Source organism: Streptomyces sp. NPDC050806, assembly GCF_055586425.1.
This window is the reverse complement of record NZ_JBVJIF010000002.1, coordinates 694,045-714,069: the sequence shown is the minus strand read 5'-3', so window position 1 is coordinate 714,069 and position 20,025 is coordinate 694,045. Positions and strand designations below refer to the sequence as shown.

The window sequence follows — 20,025 nt, the reverse complement described above, 5'->3', positions numbered from 1 at the left end:
GCAGCGCGAGGTCCCGTACCGATGTGGGAGGGACCCACAAGGCGTGGTCCGGTCATGTGGCGGGGCCCCTCGGCGCGTCCGCCGGCGGGGCTCTCACTGCAGTGGGTGGCGGGGCGCGTCAGCGCATCAGGTGGCGGCCCTCTCAGCGCACGCCCCGCGGCCGGAACTGGATGCTGATCCTGGGGCCGACCGGGCGGGCCGTCTTGGGGATGGCGTGGTCCCAGGTGCGCTGGCAGGAGCCGCCCATGACGATGAGGTCGCCGTGGCCGAGGGAGCGGCGGACGGTCGGCCCGCCGCCGTCGCGGGGGCGCAGCACGAGCGCCCTGGGCTCGCCGACGGAGAGGATCGCGACCATGGTGTCCTGGGTGCGGCCGCGTCCGATGCGGTCGCCGTGCCAGGCGACGCTGTCCTCGCCGGAGCGGTAGTAGCACAGGCCGGCCGTGCGGAAGGGCTCGCCCAGCTCGGGCGCGTAGTGCGCGCTGAGCGCGTCCCGGGCCCGGTCCAGCACCGGGTGCGGCAGCTCCTCGCCCTCGCCGTAGTGGCAGAGCAGCCGGGGCACGTCGACGACCCGCTCGTACATCTGGCGCCGCTCGGCGTGCCAGGGCACCTTGCCCACCAGCTCGTCGAAGACCTCGTCGGCGCCGGTGAGCCAGCCGGGGAGGACGTCCGTCCAGGCGCCGAGGCCGAGGACGGTGCGTTCGACGCCGGCGAGCGGGCGCAGGCCCGTCTCCTCGGCTCCGTCGAAGAGCGAGCCCTGGACGTGTGCGGCGCGAGAGGCGTGGGTGGCGTGCGTGGCCATGGGGTCAGCGTACGCCGTGTTCGAATTTCTGTGCGAATGCCGTACGGGTCAGGAGTCCCGGAACACGGCCGCCAGCTCTCCCCGCGAGCGCACGCCGAACTTCGCGTACACGTGCGTGAGGTGGTACTGCACGGTCTTCACCGACAGGAACAGCTCCGACGCGACCTGCGCATTGCTCATCCCGCGCGCGACCAGCCGGGCCACCGCCCGCTCCTGTGCGGTGAGCCGGGAGAAGTCCTCGGCGCCGCCCCGTTTCAGGCCGCCGGCCTGCAGCTCCCGCTCGCAGCGTTCGACGTACGTACGGGCGCCGAGCAGCACGTACGCGTCCCGGGCGTTCTGGAGCAGCGCGTCCGCCTCCCGGCGCTTGCCCGCGCGGCGGAGCGTCTGGCCGTACGCGTAGCTCACCCGCGCCCGGTCGTACGGCAGCGGCAGGTGCTCCAGGTGGGCCAGCGCCCCTTCGAAGTGGGCGCGGGCCGCGTCCAGGTCGCCCTCGCTCCCGGCGATCCGGCCACGTACGTAGCCGAGCCGGGCCATCGTGGAGCGGTGGCCGCGGTCGGCGGCCAGCTCTTCGAAGGGCTTGAGGAAGGCGTCGGCCTCGGGCACCCGGTTGGTCATCACCAGCGCATTGGCGTAGACGTCCTGCCAGGGCCAGAAGCCGGGCTCGTCGATGCCCTCGCGCTGCCGCAGCCGCAGGACGGGCTCCAGCGCCGCGGTCACCCGCTCGTACTGGCCGCGGGCCTCGGCGACCTGGGCGCGGGCCAGGCAGGCGGGCACCACCATCGCTTCGTAGTGCTGCATGTCGGCGGAGGCCTGCCGGGCGTGGTGGCGGGCGGCCGCCCAGTCGCCGCGCAGCGCGTGGATCTGCGCGCCCGTCCAGTGCACCAGCGGGCGCAGCAGCTCCATCCGGACCTCTGCGAGCTGGGCGGCCGCCCGGTCGACCGTGCGCACGGCGTCCTGCCAGGCGCCCAGCGCGAACTGGGTGCGGGCCAGCCAGGCCTGCGCCCACAGCGAGATACGGGTGGAGCCCATCCGGAATCCGGTGGGCACGGCGCCCTCCAGCTCGCGCCGCGCGGCCTCGGGCTCGTCCATCGCCAGGTCCATCCAGCCCCGGCCCATCTGTACGCGCTGGGACTGGGCGCCGCTGGAGATCCGGGCCAGTACGTCGTCGTAGGCGTGCGCGGCCTCCTCGGCGCGCCCCATGGCGGCGAGCCCGAGCCCGAGGATCGCCTCCGACTCCACCGCCGAGGGCTCCATCGGGCCGACCAGGTCGACGGCCTTGCGGGCCCAGTGGACGAGGTCGGCGGCGCGACAGCGGCCGAGCGAGTGCAGTACCCGGCGGTGGCAGATCGCGGCGGCCAGCTCGGGCCGGCGGGCCGGGTCGCAGCGCTCCCAGGCGTGCGTGAGCCGTACCTCGGCCTCTTCGGGGCGGCCGCGGGTGATCGCGAGGTAGCCGAGGACGGAGTCGCGCAGCGCGCCGGGCGGGTAGCTCTCCAGCTCGGCGGCGAAGGTCTCGGCCTGCGGCCGGTCCCCCGCGCCGACCAGGGCGTCGACGGCCCGCAGCAGGCGGTCGCGACGGGTGGCGCGGGCCGGGGTGAGCCGGCTGGCGGCGACCAGCGCGCCGGCCACCTGGGACCAGGCGCCCTCGGCGGCCCGGTCGGCGGCGAACCGGTCCAGGTCGTCGGCCAGCTCGGCGTCGGCGGCGGGGGTGGCGGCGACCCGGTGCATCAGGCGGCGGCCGTGGTCCTCGACGATCTCCGCGGCGCGGCGGTGCAGGTCGCCGCGTTCGACGAGGCCGAGTGCGCCGTGCACGGCGGCCCGTACGAGCGGGTGCGGGAACGTGAGGAGGGTCAGTCCGGGGCCGTCGGCCGTGGTGAGCAGGCCGGCCCGGCGGGCCTCGTCGACGGCCGCGAGCGGGTCGGCGACACCGGACAGCTCGGCGGCCTCGGCGAACGGCACCGACTCGCCGAGCGCCGAGCAGGCCTCGATGAGGGTGCGGGCCTGCGGTCCGCAGGCGTCGAGGCGGCGGTGGACCGCGGAGGCGTACCGCCGGGGCGCCGGCAGTGCGGGCTGCCAGTCCCGCCAGATGCCGGCGGGCACTTCCTGGAGCAGGTCGGTGATGTGGAGGGGGTTGCCGCGGGTGTGGCGGCAGAGGATGCGCGCGGCGGGGAGTGAGAGGTCGACGCGGCCCGCGCTCCAGGCCAGCTGCTGGACGTCCTCGGGGGTGAGGGGGCCCAGCCGCAGCGCCCCGTCGCGGTACGCGGCCAGGAAGTCCAGCACGTCGACCGGCAGCCGGTGCAGTGCGTCGTCGGCGGCGGCCAGCACGACGAGCACCTTCTCGCTGGACATCCGGCGGACGGCGGAGGCGACGGCGCGCAGCGAGGCGGCGTCCGCCCAGTGGGCGTCGTCGATGACGACGACGGCGGTGTCCTGGCGGTGGGCGCTCCATATCTCGTGCAGCCGGCGGCCGGCGGCGAGCGGGCCGGGCGGTTCGGACGGCTCGGACGGCTCGGACGGCTCGGTGCCGTCCGGGAAGAGGGCGGCGCCCGCGGCCTTGGCGAGCTGGTCGGCGACGCCGAGGTCCAGCTCGTTCTCCCAGCGCACGCCGCTCGCGCGGTACACGCGGACGGTGTGCTCGTCCGGACGGCCGTGCGGTTCGTCGAGGCCGTGCTGGTCCTGAGAGAAGCCCTGTTGATCATTCAGGCTGTGCTGTTCCTGCAGAAAGCCGTGCTGCTCCTGCAGAAAGCCGTGCTGTTCCTGAAGGAAATGGTCGATCAGGGCGGTCTTGCCCATGCCGGAAGCCCCCTCGACCAGGACGATCGAGGGGTGTCCGGCGCGGGCGGCGGCCAGCAGCCGGTCCAGGGCGGCCAGCTCGGCCTGCCGGCCCGCCGGGCCCCGCTGGACCGTCTCGCCCACGCCGTCCGGAAGAAGCGGCGAAACGTCGTGATCGTCCATCGGGACTCACCTTAGCCGCGGCGCGCCGTACGCTCGCGCGGGCCGCTCATCCCTGGTCACCGCCGGCGACGGGCAGGACGGAGGCGGTGATGTACGAGGCCTCGTCGGAGGCCAGGAAGCAGATCGCGGCGGCCTGCTCGTCGAGGGTCCCGTACCGCTTGAGCAGGGAGGAGCCGACCGTCTGGTCGACGATCTGCTGGTACCAGGCGCGTTCCCGCGCGTCGGCGGCGGCCGGGCCGCGGGCGACCCGGCGGGGCGGCGCGTCGGTGCCGCCGGGCGCGGTGGCGACGACGCGGATGCCGTACGGGGCGGCCTCCAGGGCCAGCGCCGAGGTGATGCCGTTGATGCCGCCCTTGGCCGCGGCGTACGGGACGCGGTTGACGCCGCGGGTGGCCACCGAGGAGACGTTCACGATCGTGCCGGAACGCTGTTCGATCAGGTGCGGGAGGGCCGCGTGGCAGGTCCACAGCGTCGGGAAGAGGGAGCGCTGCACCTCGGCCCGGATCTGCTCGGGGGTGTAGTGCTCGTAGGGCTTGGCCCAGATGGTGCCGCCGACGTTGTTGACCAGGACGTCGATGCGGCCGCCGAGCGCGCGGTGCGCCTCGGTCACGGCCCTCTCGGCACCCTCGTACTGTTCGAGGTCGGCGGTGACGGCGTGCGCGGCTGCACCGTCCTTGCCCAGTTCGGCGGCCAGTTCCAGGATCAGTTCGGAGCGGTCGACGAGGACGACCTCGGCGCCCTCGGCGGCCATCCGGCGGGCCACGCACTCGCCGATGCCCTGCGCCGCGCCGGTGATCACGGCCTTCCGGCCGGCGAACCGGCCGGGGAAGTGCGCGGCGCTCACCGGGCGGCCCCCGCGAGCCGCGCGGTGCCGGTCGGCGCGAACTTCTCGGTGTGGAAGTGGGCGGGGGTCACGCCCTGTTCGGCCAGGTACGTGCGGACCGCCTCGACCATGGGCGGCGGGCCGCAGACGTAGACGTCCACGTCGCCGTCGTTGAGGTGGCGCGGCTCCAGGCGGCCGGTGACGTACTCCTTGACGCAGTGGTCGAAGGTGAAGCCGGGGATCACCTCGGCGTAGTCGGCGAGCGCTTCGAGGCGGACCAGGTCGCGGTCGGCGGAGACGCCGTAGACCAGGTGGACGGGGTGGGCCGGGGGCTCGGTGGCCAGCTTCTCCAGCATGGAGAGCAGCGGCGCGAGGCCGGTGCCGCCGGCCAGCAGCAGCGCGGGCCGCTCGATCCCGCGGAGGTAGAAGCTGCCCATCGGCCCGGTGAACTCGACGCGGTCGCCGACCCGGGCGCGGTCGCGCAGATAGCCGGACATCGCGCCGTCCTCGGTGAGGCGGACGAGGAAGGAGACCTGGCCCTCGGCGGGTCCTGAGCTGAAGGAGTAGGAGCGGGTGGCGTCGGTGCCGGGCACGGCGACGTTGACGTACTGGCCGGGCAGGAAGGCGAGCGCGGCGCGGTCGTCCGGTTCCAGGGTGAAGGCGACGGTGGTCTCCGACAGCTTCTCCAGCGCGACCAGGGTCGAGGCGTGCGTGGCGGCGGCGGTCTTGGCGGCGCCGGAGGTGGTGGGGATGCGGAGCACCAGGTCGCTCTGCGGGGTCATCTGGCAGGGCAGCGCGTACCCCTGCGCGGCCTCCTCGTCGGTCAGCGCCTCGTCGATGTAGTCGCCGCCGTCGTAACGGCCGCTCTCGCAGAGGGACTTGCAGGTGCCGCAGGCACCGTCCCGGCAGTCCAGGGGGATGTTGATGCGTGCCTTGTAGGACGCGTCGGCGACGGTCTCGTGCGGTCCGCAGGTGACGAACCGGGTGATGCCGTCCTCGAAGGTCAGGGCGACCTGATAACTGCTCATGGTGAACTCGCTTCGGGGAAAGGGCGGGAGATCAGATGTGGTAGATGTCGACCACGTGATGGATGCAGTCGTTCTTCAGAACGACCTTCTTCTTCGTGATCAGCGGCGTCTCCCCGGAGAAGTCCACCGTGTAGAACGACGTCCCGAAGTACGGGTCGATGTTCTGGTAGCGGTAGTAGAGCGTGTACCAGTTGAAGCGGAGGTCGACGACGTCCCCACGGCGCTCCACCACCTCCACGTTGGTGATGTGGTGCCCGGTGCGCGGCTCGGGGAGGCTGGTGGCGCTGGAGCGGTCCGTGCGGATGCGGAAGACCCGGTCCTCCAGGCCGCCGCGGTTGGCGTAGTAGATGAGGGAGATCTCGGTCCGCGGGTCGCGGGTCAGCTCGTCGTCGTCGGCCCAGGCCGGCATCCAGAACTCGACGTCCGGGTGGTAGCACTCCAGCCACTTCTCGAACTCGCGGTCGTCGAGGTAGCGGGCCTCGCGGTAGAGGAACTGGCGGATGTCCTCCACGGTGACGGCCGCGGTGGCCGTCTCGGTGCTCACGGTCATGTCCTCGCTCCGTCCTTACCGGTCCTGGCCGGGAGTGGCGGCGCCCTCGGCGGCCACCGCCTTGCGCATCGTGTCCAGCCAGTAGCCGTGCTGGATCGGGTAGAGCGTTTCGTCCTCGGTGCGGGCGCCGCTCGCGATGGGGTGGATGCCGAGCTTCTTCGCGTCCTCGTCGGGCCCGGTGATCCGGTGGGCGACGCCGCGGCTGAGGTCGTTCCAGGGGGCGGCGCCGGCCAGGTAGGTCTTCTGGCAGGAGCGGAACTCCTCCAGGTCGTCCGGGGTGGCCATGCCGGAGGCGTTGAAGAAGTCCTCGTACTGGCGGATGCGGTTGGCGCGGGCCTCGGCGCTCTCGCCCTTGGGGGCGATGCAGTAGATGGTGACCTCTGTCCTGTCCACCGCGATCGGGCGGAAGTGCCGGATCTGGGAGCTGAACTGGTCCATCAGGTAGACGTTCGGGTACAGGCAGAGATTGCGCGAGTACTCGATCATCCAGTCGGCCTTGACCTCGCCGAACTCCGCGACCAGCGCGTCCCGGCGCTCGTTCAGGGAGCGGTTGGAGGGGTCCTCCCACCGGGTCCACAGCAGCAGGTGGCCGTGTTCGAAGGAGTAGTAGCCGCCCTTCTGACGGGCCCAGCTGCCGGCGTCCATGTTCTTGGTGTCGTTGGCGGACTCGCCGGAGGTGCGGCGCGCCGTGGTGGCCGCGTAGTTCCAGTGGGTCGCGGAGACGTGGTAGCCGTCGGCGCCGTTCTCCGCCTGGACCTTCCAGTTGCCGTCGTAGGTGTAGGTGGAGGAGCCGCGCAGCACCTCCAGGCCCTCCGGGGACTGGTCCACGATCATGTCGATGATCTTGGTGGCCTCGCCGAGGTGCTCGGTGAGCGGCTTCACGTCCGGGTTGAGGCTGCCGAAGAGGAAGCCGCGGTAGTTCTCGAAGCGGGCGACCCTCGTCAGGTCGTGCGAGCCGTCCTTGTTGAACTGCTCCGGGTAGCCGGCGCCGCGGCCGTCCTTGACCTTCAGCAGCTTGCCGGAGTTGTTGAACGTCCAGCCGTGGAACGGACAGGTGAAGGTGGTGCGGTTGTCCGTCTTGCGGCGGCAGAGCATCGCGCCGCGGTGGCTGCACGCGTTGATCAGCGCATTCAGCTCGCCGTCCTTGCTCCGCGAGATCACCACGGGCTGGCGGCCGATGTACGTCGTGAAGTAGTCGCCGATCTCCGGGATCTGCGTCTCGTGAGCGAGATAGACCCAGTTGCCCTCGAAGATGTGCTTCATCTCCAGCTCGAAGATCTCCTCGTCGGTGAAGATCTTCCGCCGGGCCCGGTGGATGCCGTTCTCCTCGTCCTCCACCAGGGCGTCGTCCAGGATCGCCCGGGTGGTGACCGACGTCTGCGTCATGGTCCCTCCAAACCTGCGCCCGGTGCCCCGTCGTCCCGTCGGGGGCTCTCACGGCCGCTTTTCAGCACCATGGCAGCGGGGTGACGACGCCACCCCGGGCATTTCCCCAGGGTTGACCCAGGGCCTTATTCAGATTCCTTGCATATCAATCGACGGTAAAAGAGTATTTCTCTCGTCTGGAAGCCGCTGCCTACGATGAGCCGCATCCGGCGGCAAGGAAGCCAAGGAGGCCCCATGGAACTGCGCCACCTGCGCTATTTCGTCGCCGTCGCCGAGACCCGGCACTTCGGCCGCGCCGCGGAGAACCTGCACATGGCACAGCCCCCGCTGTCCCAGGCGATCCGGCAGCTGGAGGCCGACCTCGGGGTCGAGCTGTTCACCCGGACCACCCGCCAGGTGGCCCTGACCGGGGCCGGCGAGGTCTTCCGTACCGACGCCGTACGGATCCTGCAGTCGGTCGACGAGGCGACCACTCGCGTGCGCCGCTTCGCCAAGGGCGCCGAGGGCATCCTGCGGCTCGGCCTGACCGGCACCGCCTGCTACCGGCAGCTGCCCGAGATCGCCCGGCTGGTCAAGGAGGAGATGCCGGGGGTGGCACTGGAGATCCACACCGAGCTGCTGACCCCGGCACAGGAGCTGGCCCTCAGCGAGAACCGCCTCGACGTGGGCATGCTCCGGCCGCCGGTCCGGCAGGAGGGCATCGTCTGCCGGGAGGTCGCCAGGGAGCCGCTGGTACTGGCGGTCCCCGAGGACCACTGGCTGAGCGATGCGGAGGCCGCCGAGGTCGGCCAGCTGCGCCACGAGAACTTCATCATGTACGCGGTCAACTCCCGCTCCGTCGTCAACGACGCGGTCACCCGGAGCTGCCTCGCGGCGGGCTACTACCCGCACTGCGCACACGATGTCACCGAGACCTCGACCGCGCTGGCGCTCGTCGCCGCCGGCCTGGGGATCGCCCTGCTCCCCGACTCCGTCCGCTCGGTCTCCCGCGACGGCGTCGTCTTCAAGCCCCTCCGGGACGCGGAGACCGTCGGACTCGCCCTCGCCTGGCGCGAGAACGACGCCTCGCCCCTGCTGGAGACGCTGATCGGCGTCCTGGAGACACACGGCGTATTCGTCCCGGACCCCGCCCCCGGGGACCGATGAAGACCACCGCAAACGAGGACCGATGAAGATCACCGCCATCGAGGCGATTCCGTTCGCCATCCCGTACAAGAAGCCGCTGAAGTTCGCCAGCGGCGAGGTCCGCACGGCAGAACACGTCCTCGTACGCGTCCACACCGACGACGGCCTCGTGGGCGTCGCCGAGGCGCCGCCGCGCCCCTTCACCTACGGCGAGACCCAGGAATCCATCGTCGCGGTGATCGACAGGATCTTCGCGCCGCAGCTCACCGGCCTGGCCCCGACGGCGCGCGAAGCCGTGCACGCCCGCATGGACCGTACGGTCGGCAACCCCACCGCCAAGTCGGCCGTGGACATGGCCCTGTGGGACGTCATCGGGCAGTCCGTCGGACTGCCGGTCACCGAACTGCTCGGCGGCTTCACCGACCGGATGCGGGTCTCGCACATGGTGGGGTTCGCGCCGCCGGAGCGGATGGTCGCCGAGGCGCAGCGCATCCGCGGCACCTACGGCATCACCACCTTCAAGGTGAAGGTCGGCCGCCGCCCCTTCCAACTCGACGTCGAGGCCTGCCGCGCGCTGCGCGAGGGGCTCGGCGACGACGTGGAGCTCTACATCGACGGCAACCGCGGCTGGACCGCCTCGGAGTCGGCCCGCGCGCTGCGCGCGATGGACGGCCTGGACCTGACGCTGGCCGAGGAACTGTGCCCGGCCGACGACGTCATGGGCCGCCGGTGGCTGGTCTCGCACACGGACATCCCCTTCGTCGCCGACGAGAGCGCGGTACGCCCCGGCGAGGTGACCCGCGAGCTGCTGGGCGGTTCGGCGACCGCCATCAGCATCAAGACGGCCCGTACCGGCTTCACGTACTCCCAGCGCGTCCACCACCTGTGCGAGGGCCTGGGCGTCGAGGCCGTGATGGGCAATCAGATCGACGGCCAGATAGGCACGTTGTGCACCGCGGCCTTCGGATCCGCCTACGAACTGACCGCCCGCCGGGCGGGCGAGCTGTCCAACTTCCTCGACATGAGCGACGACCTGCTCGCCGAGCCGTTGCGGATCGAGGACGGCACGCTGCGCGTCCGCGAGGGCGCCGGCCTCGGCCTCGTCCTCGACCCCGAAAAACTGGCCCGCTACCGCCAGGACACCTGAGCCGCCCCCTTCCTCCCCCCTCTCCCCCGTCAGGACAGGAGCACGACCATGAGCGAGAACGTCCAGGAGCAGGCCACCGCCGCCGCCTCCGGCGCCTCGGCCACCGAGGCCTTCCGCGCCAAGCAGCGGTCCGAGGCCGCCGCCGGCACGGAGCGCGTCTCCACGCTGGCCACCGAGGTCATCACCGCGGTGCACGACGTCATCCGCCGGCACAAGGTGACGTACGCCGAGTACGACGCGCTGAAGGCGTGGCTGATCGGCGTCGGCCAGGACGGCGAGTGGCCGCTCTTCCTCGACGTGTGGATCGAGCACGTCGTCGAGGAGGTCGCCAACGAGAACCGGCAGGGCAGCAAGGGCACCATCGAGGGCCCGTACTACGTCCCGGAGTCGCCGCGGCACGAGGCCGAGACCACCCTGCCGATGCGCGAGAACGAGGCCGGCACACCGCTGCTCTTCCAGGGCCAGGTCCGGGGCGTGGACGGTGCGCCGCTGGCGGGCGCGCACGTGGAGATGTGGCACGCCGACGACGACGGCCTGTACTCGCAGTACGCGCCGAACCTGCCGGAGTGGAACCTGCGCGGCACCGTCGTCGCCGACGAGCAGGGCAACTTCAGGATCCGCACGATCCAGCCCGCGCCGTACCAGATCCCCACCGACGGCTCCTGCGGCAAGCTGATCGCCGCGGCCGGCTGGCACGCCTGGCGCCCCGCGCACCTGCACCTGAAGGTGTCGGCACCCGGCCACCAGCTGATCACCACGCAGCTGTACTTCGAGGGCGGCAGCCACGTCGAGGACGACATCGCCTCGGCTGTGAAGCCCGAGCTGGTCCTCGCCCCGAAGCCCGCGGCCGACGGCAGGGGCAACGAGGTCACGTACGACTTCGTGATGGACCGGACGGAGGCCTGAGCATGCTGTTCGCCGTGAAGATGGACGTGCACCTCCCCACCGGCCTGGACCCCGAGGTCAAGGCCGACACCATCGCCCGCGAGAAGGCCTACTCCCAGGAGCTGCAGAAGTCCGGGAAATGGCCGCACATCTGGCGGTGCGTCGGCCAGTACTCCAACCTCAGCGTCTTCGACGTGGAGTCCAACGACGAGCTGCACGACATCCTGTGGGGCCTGCCCCTCTTCCCGTACATGTCCATCGAGGTGACGCCGCTGGCGGTGCATCCCTCCGACATCAACGCCTGACGGAGGGGAGCATGGACAAGGTCGTGGCGACCGCCGCCGAAGCGGTGGCGGACGTAACGGACGGCGCCTCGTTCGCCGTTGGCGGCTTCGGGCTCAGCGGCGTCCCCGACGTGCTGATCCAGGCCGTGTACGAGACCGGCGCGAGCGGCCTGAGCGTGGTCTCCAACAACTGCGGCGTGGACGGCGGCGGCCTGGGCATCTGGCTCGGCGCCGGCCGGATCGCCCACGTCACCGGCTCCTACGTCGGCGCCAACAAGGAGTTCGCGCGGCAGTACCTCGCCGGTGAACTGGAGCTGGAGCTGACCCCGCAGGGCACGCTCGCCGAGCGGCTGCGGGCCGGCGGCTGCGGCATCCCGGCGTTCTACACCCCGGCCGGGGTGGGCACGGACGTCGCGGACGGCGGCATGGTGCTGCGGTACGGGCCGGAGGGCGAGGTCGCCAAGGAGTCGCCGCCCAAGGAGGTGCGCGAGTTCGACGGCGAGAGTTACGTCATGGAGCGCGGCATCACCACCGACTTCGCGCTCGTCCGGGCCGCGAAGGGCGACCGGCACGGCAACCTCGTCTTCAACAAGGCGGCACGCAACTTCAATCCGCTCGCGGCGATGGCCGGCCGGATCACCGTCGCCGAGGTGGAGGAGCTGGTCGAGCCCGGCGAGCTGGACCCCGACGAGGTCCACCTGCCCGGCGTGTTCGTCCAGCGGGTGCTGGCGCTGACGCCGGAGCAGGCCGCGGACAAGAAGGTGGAGCGGCGCACGGTCGCCGCGCCGCCGGAGGGCGAAGGGACGGTGCGCGCCTGATGGCCTGGACCAGGGAAGAGATGGCCGCGCGGGCCGCGGGCGAGCTGCGCGACGGCGACTACGTGAACCTCGGCATCGGGCTGCCCACGCTGGTGCCCAGCTATCTGCCCGAGGGCGTGGACGTGGTGCTGCAGTCCGAGAACGGGCTGCTGGGCGTCGGCCCGTACCCCGCCGAGGACGAGGTCGACCCGGACCTGATCAACGCGGGCAAGGAGACCGTCACGGTGCTGCCGGGCGCGGCCTTCTTCGACTCCGCGCTCTCCTTCGGCATGATCCGCGGCGGGCACATCGACACCGCGATCCTCGGCGCCATGCAGGTATCGGCCGGCGGTGACCTGGCGAACTGGATGATCCCGGGGAAGATGGTCAAGGGCATGGGCGGCGCGATGGACCTCGTGCACGGCGCCCGCCGGGTGGTCGTGGTGATGGACCACACCGCCAAGGACGGCAGCCCGAAGATCGTCGAGAGCTGCTCGCTGCCGCTGACCGGCCGGGCCTGCGTCCACCGGATCATCACCGACCTCGGCGTCCTGGACGTCGCCGGGGACGGGCTCGTCCTGGTGGAGACCGCGCCCGGCGTGACCGCCGGGGAACTTCTCGCGCGCACCGCCGCCTCCGTGCGGGTCCCCGTCACACGCGGCTGACCCGCCACCTCACCGTCCCGCCGGCCGGACTCCCGGACAGCCGTCCGGCCGGCGGGAACCGAGCCCGGCCGGTGCGGGCATCCGGTCCCGTACGCGCCCCGCCAGGTGCCCGACTCATGCGGCGCGCGCCCGGGACCCCGCGCCGGCCGCGGGCGTCCGGATCCGTCGGACGCCCGGCGGCGGGGCGCGGGCAGGCCGCTCCGTCCTGCCCGCGCCACCGCCGCCACCCCCGTACGTTCCGCAGGAGACCCCGTGACCCGCACCGCTCCCCCGCTGCTCCACCACCGCCTCGACGGCCCCGAGGACGCACCGCCGCTCGTGCTCGGCCCGTCGCTGGGCACCTCGCTCGCCGTGTGGGAACCACAGCTGGCCGAACTGGCCCGCGCCCACCGGGTGCTCCGCTTCGACCTGCCCGGGCACGGCGGCACACCCGTCGACGTGCTGCCCGACGCCACGCCGGGCAGCACCACCGTCGCGGACCTCGCCCGGCTCGTCCTGTCCCTGGCCGATCACCACGGCTGGAGCACCTTCCACTACGCCGGGATCTCGCTCGGCGGGGCGATCGGCGCCCGGCTGGCGGTGGACCACGCCGACCGGCTCGCCTCGCTCGCGATGATCTGTTCCGCCGCCCGCTTCGGCGAACCGGCCGGCTGGCGGGAGCGGGCCGCCACGGTCCGCGCGCACGGCACGGCGGCGGTGCTGCAGGCGACGCCGGGCCGCTGGTTCGCCGATCCGGGGACCGCCGCAGGACCGCGCGGTACGGCACTGCTCGGCGATCTCTCCGCCGCCGACCCGGCCGGGTACGCGGCCTGCTGCGACGCGCTGGCCGGCTACGACGTGCGGCCGGCGCTGTGGTCGGTCACGGCCCGCACGCTCGTGATCGCCGGGCGCCAGGACCCGGCGACGCCGCCCGCGCTGGCCCGGGAGATCGCCGACGGGGTGCCGGGGGCGGCCCTCGTGGAGGTCACGGGCGCCGCCCATCTGGCGGGCGTGGAGCGGCCGGACGCGGTGAACGCGGCGCTGCGGGTGCACCTGGACGCGGCGACGGCGGGCCGCTGAACCCGCCGTACGCCCGCGCGGCAGGCTGCCGTCAGACGGCCTCGCCGCGGGCCGCCGCGGGCGGTACCGCCGGTTCCTGCCGGGGCACCGGAAGGCCGCCGGGCGGGCCCGCCAGGACCTTCCCCAGGCGCTGTCCCGGCAGCTCGACCAGCCGGTGCGCGAGCATGCTCAGCGGCAGCAGCAGCGCGAGGTAGGCGGCCACCAGCAGCGGAGTGTCGTGCTGCTGCCAGGGCACGGCCAGGTCGCAGACCTCCAGGACCAGCGGGTGCAGCAGGTAGAGCGAGTAGCTGATCACGCCGCAGAAGGCGAGCCACTGCGGTACGCGGTGGCGCCGCAGGGCCATCGCCGCGCCGAACGTGAGGAGCGCGAGCCCGACCGTGAGCGCCCAGATCCGCACGGCGGCCTGCGGGTCGGCGCCCCCGGTGACCGCGTCGCCGCGGGGACCGATGTGCAGCGCCGCCGACAGGACGCAGGCGGCGAGCACCGTGCCCGCGACGGTCGTCCCCGCGGCCCTGCTCAGCTGCCCGCGCTCCATGCGGTACAGCACGGTCCCGGTGAACATCAGGGACAGCAGCGCGAGCCCCTGCCAGGGCGGGATGCGGCCGTTGCAGAGGACGAGGACGGCCGCCAGCGCACCGCCGAGCAGCGCCCCTGCCCGGCCCCACGGCATCCGGCCGGAGAGCACGGCGCACAGCGCGACGGCAGCCCCGAGCGCGGTCGCCGCGATCACCGGCGCGCCGCCCAGGCCCCGGGTCAGCGCGGCGGCCGGGAGCAGTCCGCCGGCCGCGACGCCGAGCGCGGCCACGCCGAGGGCCGCGGGCGCGGAGCGGCGGTGCTGCCGCAGTGCGAAGAGCGCCGCGACGAGGAAGTAGAAGACCATCTCGTAGGAGAGGGTCCACAGCACGTTGAGCGCGTTGGGCACGCCGAGGAGGTCCTGCAGCATCGTCCCGTGCGCGAGCAGGGCACTCAGCGGGTCGCGCTCCCCCAGCCCTTCGCGCAGCTGCCCCGGGCCCCACCGGGCGAGCAGCGCCGTGGCCGCGAGCGCCACGATCAGCAGCGGGTAGAGGCGGCAGACCCGGCCGACCCAGAACCGGCGCAGCGAGCCGCGCCGCTCCAGCGAAGCCGGGATGATGTAGCCGCTGACCAGGAAGAAGACGATGACGCCGTAGGTGCCGGGGTTGAACCAGCGCAGCACGGTGGCGGACAGCTCCGGGAGGTAGCGCGGTCCCGCATGGTGCAGGGCGACCATCAGTGCCCCGACCCCCCGCAGCGCGTCCAGCCAGGCCAGCCGGCGGTCGGGCCCCGGTCCGTCGCCGGCGCCCGGCAGGTCAGGCACGTGCGCCGGGCGTGACGCCCGGGTCGACATCAACCACACCGCATCACTCATCGTCACACCGTACGTACGTGGCGTAGTGGCCGCACGTCGGACTGACGTCGCATCAGTCGTACGGGTCACCCGGGGCCGTCCGGGCTACTCGTCGCGCGCCGGTCGGGCCTGCCTACACTGGGCCGACCAGTGGACCGCATCCGAGGAGCCAGCCGTATGACCGCCGTTCACCCGTCGGCCCGTACCGCAGGCCGGCAGCGCGACGCGGCGCGGACCCGGGCGGAGATCCTGAAGGTCGCGACGGAGGAGTTCGCGCGGCAGGGGTACACGGGCGCCCGGGTGGACGAGATCGCGGCCCGCATCCACACCACGAAGCGGATGATCTATTACTACTTCGGCAGCAAGGAGCAGCTGTTCACGGCCGTGCTGGAGCACGCGTACGCGGGCATCAGGCAGCAGGAACAGCGGCTGGACGTCGAGCACCTGGATCCCGCGGCGGCCATCCGGCGGCTGGCCGAGCTGACCTTCGACCACCACGAGGCGCACCCGGACTTCATCCGCCTGGTGAGCATCGAGAACATTCACGAGGCGGAGCACATCGCCGCTTCGGAGACGATCGGCCGGCTCAACTCCCCGGCCATCGAGGTGATCGGCCGGATCCTCGAAGAGGGCCGCGCGCAGGGCGTGTTCACGGCGGACGTGGACGCGGTCGACCTGCACGCGATGATCAGTTCGTTCTGCTTCTTCCGGGTCTCCAACCGGCACACCTTCGGCGCGCTCTTCGCGCGGGACCTGACGGCGGCGGACCGCCGGGACCACTACCGCACGATGCTCGGCGACATGGTCCTCGGCTATCTGACGGGGTCCTCGGCGGGCTGAGCGGCGCGGCCGCCCACGGCGGAATTGTTTCCCCGAGATGTCTTGACAGTGACCTGCGGGCGGTTCACGATCGCTGCACCCCCACAACTAACTATCTAGTACGTTAACTCGCCGCCACCCGCCCCTCGCGCCGGTGGCCCTCCCCCCGTGGAGCAGGCATGTCCGCTCTCTCGTCCGAGGCCGGGGCCCCGCCCCCCGCCCGGCCCCGCAAGGCCGCTGTCGCCGCCTGGATCGGCAGCGCGCTGGAGTACTACGACTTCTTCATCTACGGCAGCGCCGCCGCGCTGGTCTTCCCCAAGGTCTTCTTCGACCCGTCCGACCCGGCGACCGCGACGCTGATCTCGCTGGCCACCTTCGGTGTCGCCTACGCGGCACGCCCGATCGGCGCGCTCTTCCTCGGCCACTTCGGCGACCGGCTCGGCCGCCGCAAGATCATGGTCTTCACCCTGATGCTGATGGGCCTGTCGACCTTCCTGATCGGCTGCCTGCCGACGTACGCGCAGGTCGGCACGGCCGCACCGGTCCTGCTGGTGCTGATGCGCGTCCTGCAGGGCCTCTCCGCCGCCGGCGAGCAGGCCAGCGCCAATTCGATGACGCTGGAGCACGCGCCCGAGGGCCGGCGCGGGTACTACACGAGCTTCGCGCTGAACGGCACCCAGGCCGGCCAGATCCTCGCCACCGTGATCTTCATCCCGGTGGCGGCGCTCCCCGACGAGCAGCTCTACACCTGGGGCTGGCGGGTGCCGTTCCTGCTCAGCGTGGCCGTCACGGTCGTCGGCTACGTCATCCGCCGAAAACTGTCGGAGACCCCCGTCTTCGAGCAGGCCGCGGCGGAGGACGCGGTGGCCCGGCTGCCGCTGGCCGACCTGCTGCGGCACCACTGGGCGGACGTGCTGCGGGTGATCGCGGCGGCCCTGATCGCCACGGTCTCCACGATCTTCTCGGTCTGGGCCCTGGCGTTCGCCACCGGCGACGCGGTCGGCCTGGACAAGTCGGCGATGCTCTGGGTGGGCGCGCTGGCCAATGTGGTGGCGCTGGCCGCCATCCCGCTGTGGGCGAAGCTCTCGGACCGCATCGGCCGCAAGCCCGTCTTCCTGATCGGCTCGCTGGGCTCCGCCGTGCTGATCTTCGTCTATCTGTGGGCGGTCACCACCGGCAGCTACCCGCTGGTCTTCGCCACCGGCATCCTCTTCTTCGGCGTCGTCTACAGCGCCGCCAACGGCATCTGGCCGTCCTTCTACGGCGAGATGTTCCCGACCCGGGTCCGGCTGTCCGGCATGGCCATCGGCACCCAGATCGGCTTCGCGGTGGCGGGCTTCGCCGTGAGCATCGCCGAGCGGATCGCGGGCCCGGGCGGCGACAACTGGCTGGGCGTGGCCGCCTTCACCGCCGGTACCTGCGTGATCTGCTCGCTCGCCGTGCTCACCGGCCGGGAGACGTACCGGGTGCCGACGCTGCTGCTCGGCGAGAAGCCGGACGCGGCCCGCGACCGCGGCGACCTGGCGGGCGCGACCTCCACCTGAGCGCCGCCGGCGGCAGAGGTCCGGGAGCCCCCCTTCCGTCCGCGGACCTCTGCCGCCATAATTAACTAACCAGTTCGTACATTGCGCACCACCAGGGAGTCGCGTTGTCCACGCCCTCGTATCTCACCGGCCTCATCGGCTCCGGCATCGGTCCTTCGCTGAGCCCGGCCCTGCACGAGCGGGAGGCCGACCGGCACGGCCTGCGGCTGCTCTACCGGACGCTCGACCTGGACACTCTGGGCGTGCCCGCCGAGTCCATCGGCGAGCTGATCGCCGCCGCCCGGACGCTCGGCTTCGACGGACTCAACATCACCCACCCCTGCAAGCAGCTGGTGATCCCGCACCTGGACGAGCTGTCGCCGGGCGCCGCCGAGCTGGGCGCGGTCAATACCGTCGTCTTCCGGGGCGGCCGGGCGATCGGCCACAACACCGACGTCACCGGCTTCACCCAGTCCTTCGCGCGCGGCCTGCCCGGCGCCGCGACCCGGCAGGTCGTCCAGATCGGCGCGGGCGGCGCGGGCGCCGCCGTCGCGCACGCCATGCTCTCGCTCGGCACCGACCTGCTCACCCTCGTGGACACCGACGCCGTACGGGCCGGTGCGCTCGCCGACGCGCTCAACGCCCGCTTCGGCGCCGGCCGCGCCACCGCCACCACCCCCGGCCGGCTGCCCGCCGTCCTCTCCGGCGCCGACGGCCTGGTGCACGCCACGCCCACCGGCATGGCGGCCCACCCCGGCCTGCCGCTCCCCGCCGGGCTGCTCCGCGCTGACCTGTGGGTCGCCGAGGTCGTGTACCGCCCGCTGGAGACCGAACTGCTGCGTACCGCGCGGGAGCTGGGCTGCCGGACGCTGGACGGCGGCGGCATGGCCGTCTTCCAGGCCGCCGACGCCTTCCGGCTCTTCACCGGCCTGGAACCGCACGCCGAAGACATGCTCGCCGACCTCGCCGACCTGGTCGGCGCCGCCGCGGTCTGAGGAGGCCCCCATGCGCAAATCCATCGCCACGGTGTCGCTGAGCGGCTCGCTCTCCGAGAAGCTCAGCGCCGTCGCAGCGGCCGGGTTCGACGGCGTCGAGATCTTCGAGAACGACCTGGTGGCCGGCCCGCTCAGCCCCGAGGAGGTCCGGCTGCGCGCCGCCGACCTCGGCCTGTCCATCGACCTCTACCAGCCGTTCCGGGACGCCGAGGCGGTCCCGGACGAGGTCTTCGCACGCACCCTGCGGCGCGCGGAGCGGAAGTTCGCCGTCATGGAACGGCTGGGCGCCGACATGATGCTGGTGTGCTCCAGCGTCTCGGCGGACGCGGTCGACGACGACGCGCTCGCCGCGCGCCAGCTGCGTGCCCTCGCCGAGCGCGCCGCCGACCACGGCATCCGGCTCGCGTACGAGGCGCTGGCCTGGGGCCGGCACGTCAACACGTACGACCACGCCTGGCGCATCGTCGAGCGGGCCGATCACCCGGCGCTCGGCACCTGCCTGGACAGCTTCCACATCCTCTCGCGCGGCTCCGACCCCAAGGGCATCGAGGACATCCCCGGCGAGAAGATCTTCTTCCTCCAGCTGGCCGACGCTCCGAAGCTCGCGATGGACGTCCTGCAGTGGAGCCGGCACTACCGCTGCTTCCCCGGCCAGGGCGGCTTCGACCTCGCCGGGCTGCTCGGCCACGTACTGCGCGCCGGCTACTCCGGGCCGCTCTCGCTGGAGATCTTCAACGATGTCTTCCGGCAGGCGGACGCGGGCCGCACGGCCGTCGACGCGATGCGCTCGCTGATCGCCCTGGAGGAGGCGGCCGGGCTCAGCAGCCTGCCCGCGCCGGTCGTCCCGGACGGGTTCGCCTTCGCCGAGCTGGCCGCCGCCGACACCGAGCCGCTGCGCTCCCTGCTCGGCGCGCTCGGCTTCGCCCGTACCGGCCGGCACACCGGCGGCAAGCCGGTGGAGCTGTGGCAGCAGGGCGAGGCCCGGGTGCTGCTCAACACCGTGAGCGGCGCCCGCCGCGAGGGTCCGGGCCTGGTCGCGCTCGGTCTGGAGAGCCCGGAGCCGGGCGCGGCGGTGCGCCGAGCCGAGTCGCTGCTCGCGCCGGTCGTGCCCCGCCGCCGCGCGCCCGGGGACGTACCGCTGGACGCGGTGGCCGCGCCGGACGACACGGAGCTGTTCTTCTGCCGCACCGACCGGGACGACCACCCCAGCTGGACGGCGGACTTCGGGTCCCCCGCGGCGCCGGGCAGCGCGGCCGGGGTCACCCGTATCGACCATGTCGCGCTCACCCAGCCCTGGCACCACTTCGACGAGGCGGCCCTCTTCTACGCGAGCGTGCTGGGCCTGCGCCCGAACGAGAGCCTGGACCTCGCCGACCCCTACGGCCTCTTCCGCAGCCGCGCCGTCGCCAACGCCGCCGGCTCCCTGCGGGTCGCCCTGAACGTCGCGCCCGTACCGGGCGAGCAGGGGAGCAGGCCGCAGCACATCGCGCTGGCCACCGACGACCTGCTCGCCACCGCGCGCCGGGTGCGGGAGAACGGCGCCGGGCTGCTGCCCGTCCCGGAGAACTACTACGACGACCTAGACGCGCGGTACGACCTCGCCCCCGACACCCTGGCGGCCTTCCGCGAACTGGGCATCCTCTACGAACAGGAGGCGGACGGCGGGGAGTTCCTGCACTGCTACACCGTCACCGTCGGCCGGGTCTTCTTCGAGCTCGTGGAACGGCGCGGCGGCTACCAGGGATACGGCGCGGCCAACGCCACGGTACGGCTGGCGGCACAGCACACGGCCGACGCGGGCAGCCGGCCGGTGCGCCAGTAG

18 protein-coding genes are annotated in these 20,025 nt (G+C 72.7%); 11 read left to right on the top strand and 7 right to left on the bottom strand.

The window, feature by feature from the left end:
• Positions 1–142: 142 nt before the first annotated feature.
• Genes ACZ6WH_RS08665 through benA form a run of 6 tightly spaced genes read right to left on the bottom strand, consistent with a single transcriptional unit; the run spans position 143 to position 7,538 of the window.
• On the bottom strand, positions 143–799 hold the full coding sequence (locus ACZ6WH_RS08665) for an alpha-ketoglutarate-dependent dioxygenase AlkB (protein ID WP_432851376.1): 657 nt from the start codon (positions 797–799) through the stop codon (positions 143–145).
• Between the two features lie 48 nt (positions 800–847).
• Positions 848–3,751, bottom strand: coding sequence for an ATP-binding protein (locus tag ACZ6WH_RS08660; protein ID WP_469727000.1), 2,904 nt, complete (start codon positions 3,749–3,751; stop codon positions 848–850).
• A 46-nt stretch (positions 3,752–3,797) separates the two neighbouring features.
• The gene (locus ACZ6WH_RS08655; RefSeq protein ID WP_469726999.1) at positions 3,798–4,595 is read right to left on the bottom strand and encodes a 1,6-dihydroxycyclohexa-2,4-diene-1-carboxylate dehydrogenase; all 798 of its coding nucleotides are present in this window, start codon (positions 4,593–4,595) and stop codon (positions 3,798–3,800) included.
• Positions 4,592–5,602: a benzoate 1,2-dioxygenase electron transfer component BenC gene (gene benC, locus ACZ6WH_RS08650; protein WP_469726997.1), complete on the bottom strand. Its 1,011-nt coding sequence runs from the start codon at positions 5,600–5,602 to the stop codon at positions 4,592–4,594. Before benC ends, ACZ6WH_RS08655 begins: the two co-directional genes overlap by 4 nt.
• A gap of 31 nt (positions 5,603–5,633) precedes the next feature.
• Positions 5,634–6,152 (bottom strand): benzoate 1,2-dioxygenase small subunit, encoded by a 519-nt coding sequence (benB, locus tag ACZ6WH_RS08645; protein ID WP_469726995.1) that lies wholly within the window; start codon positions 6,150–6,152, stop codon positions 5,634–5,636.
• A 15-nt stretch (positions 6,153–6,167) separates the two neighbouring features.
• Positions 6,168–7,538, bottom strand: a complete 1,371-nt coding sequence (gene benA, locus ACZ6WH_RS08640; RefSeq protein ID WP_469726993.1) for a benzoate 1,2-dioxygenase large subunit — start codon at positions 7,536–7,538, stop codon at positions 6,168–6,170.
• Positions 7,539–7,772: 234 nt separating this feature from the next.
• Between benA and ACZ6WH_RS08635 the strand changes: the two genes are divergently transcribed.
• The 7 genes from ACZ6WH_RS08635 (at position 7,773) to ACZ6WH_RS08605 (ending at position 13,500) form a co-directional block, all read left to right on the top strand.
• Entirely contained in the window at positions 7,773–8,684 is a 912-nt protein-coding gene (locus tag ACZ6WH_RS08635) for a LysR substrate-binding domain-containing protein (RefSeq protein ID WP_469726992.1), read from the top strand.
• A gap of 22 nt (positions 8,685–8,706) precedes the next feature.
• Positions 8,707–9,810, top strand: a complete 1,104-nt coding sequence (locus ACZ6WH_RS08630) for a mandelate racemase/muconate lactonizing enzyme family protein (protein WP_469726991.1) — start codon at positions 8,707–8,709, stop codon at positions 9,808–9,810.
• Positions 9,811–9,858: 48 nt separating this feature from the next.
• Positions 9,859–10,716 carry a catechol 1,2-dioxygenase gene (gene catA, locus ACZ6WH_RS08625; RefSeq protein WP_469726989.1) on the top strand — a complete coding sequence of 286 codons (858 nt, stop codon included), beginning with the start codon at positions 9,859–9,861 and terminating at the stop codon, positions 10,714–10,716.
• A 2-nt stretch (positions 10,717–10,718) separates the two neighbouring features.
• Positions 10,719–11,000 (top strand): muconolactone Delta-isomerase, encoded by a 282-nt coding sequence (catC, locus tag ACZ6WH_RS08620; protein ID WP_469726988.1) that lies wholly within the window; start codon positions 10,719–10,721, stop codon positions 10,998–11,000.
• Positions 11,001–11,011: 11 nt separating this feature from the next.
• Complete coding sequence (locus tag ACZ6WH_RS08615) at positions 11,012–11,797, top strand: CoA transferase subunit A (RefSeq protein ID WP_469726987.1); 786 nt, start codon at positions 11,012–11,014, stop codon at positions 11,795–11,797.
• Positions 11,797–12,441, top strand: coding sequence for a CoA transferase subunit B (locus tag ACZ6WH_RS08610; RefSeq protein ID WP_469726986.1), 645 nt, complete (start codon positions 11,797–11,799; stop codon positions 12,439–12,441). The genes ACZ6WH_RS08615 and ACZ6WH_RS08610 overlap by 1 nt, the downstream gene beginning before the upstream one ends.
• Positions 12,442–12,693: 252 nt before the next feature.
• Positions 12,694–13,500: an alpha/beta fold hydrolase gene (locus ACZ6WH_RS08605; RefSeq protein WP_469726984.1), complete on the top strand. Its 807-nt coding sequence runs from the start codon at positions 12,694–12,696 to the stop codon at positions 13,498–13,500.
• Between the two features lie 31 nt (positions 13,501–13,531).
• Here the strand turns inward: ACZ6WH_RS08605 and ACZ6WH_RS08600 are convergent, their stop codons facing one another.
• Positions 13,532–14,836 carry an acyltransferase family protein gene (locus ACZ6WH_RS08600; RefSeq protein WP_469726983.1) on the bottom strand — a complete coding sequence of 435 codons (1,305 nt, stop codon included), beginning with the start codon at positions 14,834–14,836 and terminating at the stop codon, positions 13,532–13,534.
• 207 nt (positions 14,837–15,043) lie between these two features.
• Here ACZ6WH_RS08600 and ACZ6WH_RS08595 point away from each other — a divergent pair, with 207 nt between their 5' ends.
• The 4 genes from ACZ6WH_RS08595 (at position 15,044) to ACZ6WH_RS08580 (ending at position 20,025) form a co-directional block, all read left to right on the top strand.
• Complete coding sequence (locus ACZ6WH_RS08595) at positions 15,044–15,706, top strand: TetR/AcrR family transcriptional regulator (protein WP_469726981.1); 663 nt, start codon at positions 15,044–15,046, stop codon at positions 15,704–15,706.
• A 158-nt stretch (positions 15,707–15,864) separates the two neighbouring features.
• Complete coding sequence (locus ACZ6WH_RS08590; protein WP_469726979.1) at positions 15,865–17,229, top strand: MFS transporter; 1,365 nt, start codon at positions 15,865–15,867, stop codon at positions 17,227–17,229.
• A 104-nt stretch (positions 17,230–17,333) separates the two neighbouring features.
• Positions 17,334–18,203: a shikimate dehydrogenase gene (locus ACZ6WH_RS08585; protein ID WP_469726977.1), complete on the top strand. Its 870-nt coding sequence runs from the start codon at positions 17,334–17,336 to the stop codon at positions 18,201–18,203.
• Between the two features lie 10 nt (positions 18,204–18,213).
• A complete protein-coding gene (locus ACZ6WH_RS08580) occupies positions 18,214–20,025 on the top strand; it encodes a bifunctional sugar phosphate isomerase/epimerase/4-hydroxyphenylpyruvate dioxygenase family protein (RefSeq protein WP_469726975.1) in 1,812 nt (603 codons plus the stop codon).

Bases quoted from the DNA above. Each gene is read 5' to 3' on its own strand.
- ACZ6WH_RS08580 (WP_469726975.1), top strand. From the start codon at position 18,214: ATGCGCAAATCCATCGCCACGGTGTCGCTGAGCGGCTCGCTCTCCGAG.
- catC (WP_469726988.1), top strand. From the start codon at position 10,719: ATGCTGTTCGCCGTGAAGATGGACGTGCACCTCCCCACCGGCCTGGAC.
- benC (WP_469726997.1), bottom strand. From the start codon at position 5,602: ATGAGCAGTTATCAGGTCGCCCTGACCTTCGAGGACGGCATCACCCGG.
- ACZ6WH_RS08665 (WP_432851376.1), bottom strand. From the start codon at position 799: ATGGCCACGCACGCCACCCACGCCTCTCGCGCCGCACACGTCCAGGGC.
- ACZ6WH_RS08660 (WP_469727000.1), bottom strand. From the start codon at position 3,751: ATGGACGATCACGACGTTTCGCCGCTTCTTCCGGACGGCGTGGGCGAG.
- ACZ6WH_RS08615 (WP_469726987.1), top strand. From the start codon at position 11,012: ATGGACAAGGTCGTGGCGACCGCCGCCGAAGCGGTGGCGGACGTAACG.
- ACZ6WH_RS08610 (WP_469726986.1), top strand. From the start codon at position 11,797: ATGGCCTGGACCAGGGAAGAGATGGCCGCGCGGGCCGCGGGCGAGCTG.
- catA (WP_469726989.1), top strand. From the start codon at position 9,859: ATGAGCGAGAACGTCCAGGAGCAGGCCACCGCCGCCGCCTCCGGCGCC.
- benB (WP_469726995.1), bottom strand. From the start codon at position 6,152: ATGACCGTGAGCACCGAGACGGCCACCGCGGCCGTCACCGTGGAGGAC.
- ACZ6WH_RS08635 (WP_469726992.1), top strand. From the start codon at position 7,773: ATGGAACTGCGCCACCTGCGCTATTTCGTCGCCGTCGCCGAGACCCGG.
- ACZ6WH_RS08595 (WP_469726981.1), top strand. From the start codon at position 15,044: ATGACCGCCGTTCACCCGTCGGCCCGTACCGCAGGCCGGCAGCGCGAC.
- ACZ6WH_RS08630 (WP_469726991.1), top strand. From the start codon at position 8,707: ATGAAGATCACCGCCATCGAGGCGATTCCGTTCGCCATCCCGTACAAG.
- ACZ6WH_RS08590 (WP_469726979.1), top strand. From the start codon at position 15,865: ATGTCCGCTCTCTCGTCCGAGGCCGGGGCCCCGCCCCCCGCCCGGCCC.
- benA (WP_469726993.1), bottom strand. From the start codon at position 7,538: ATGACGCAGACGTCGGTCACCACCCGGGCGATCCTGGACGACGCCCTG.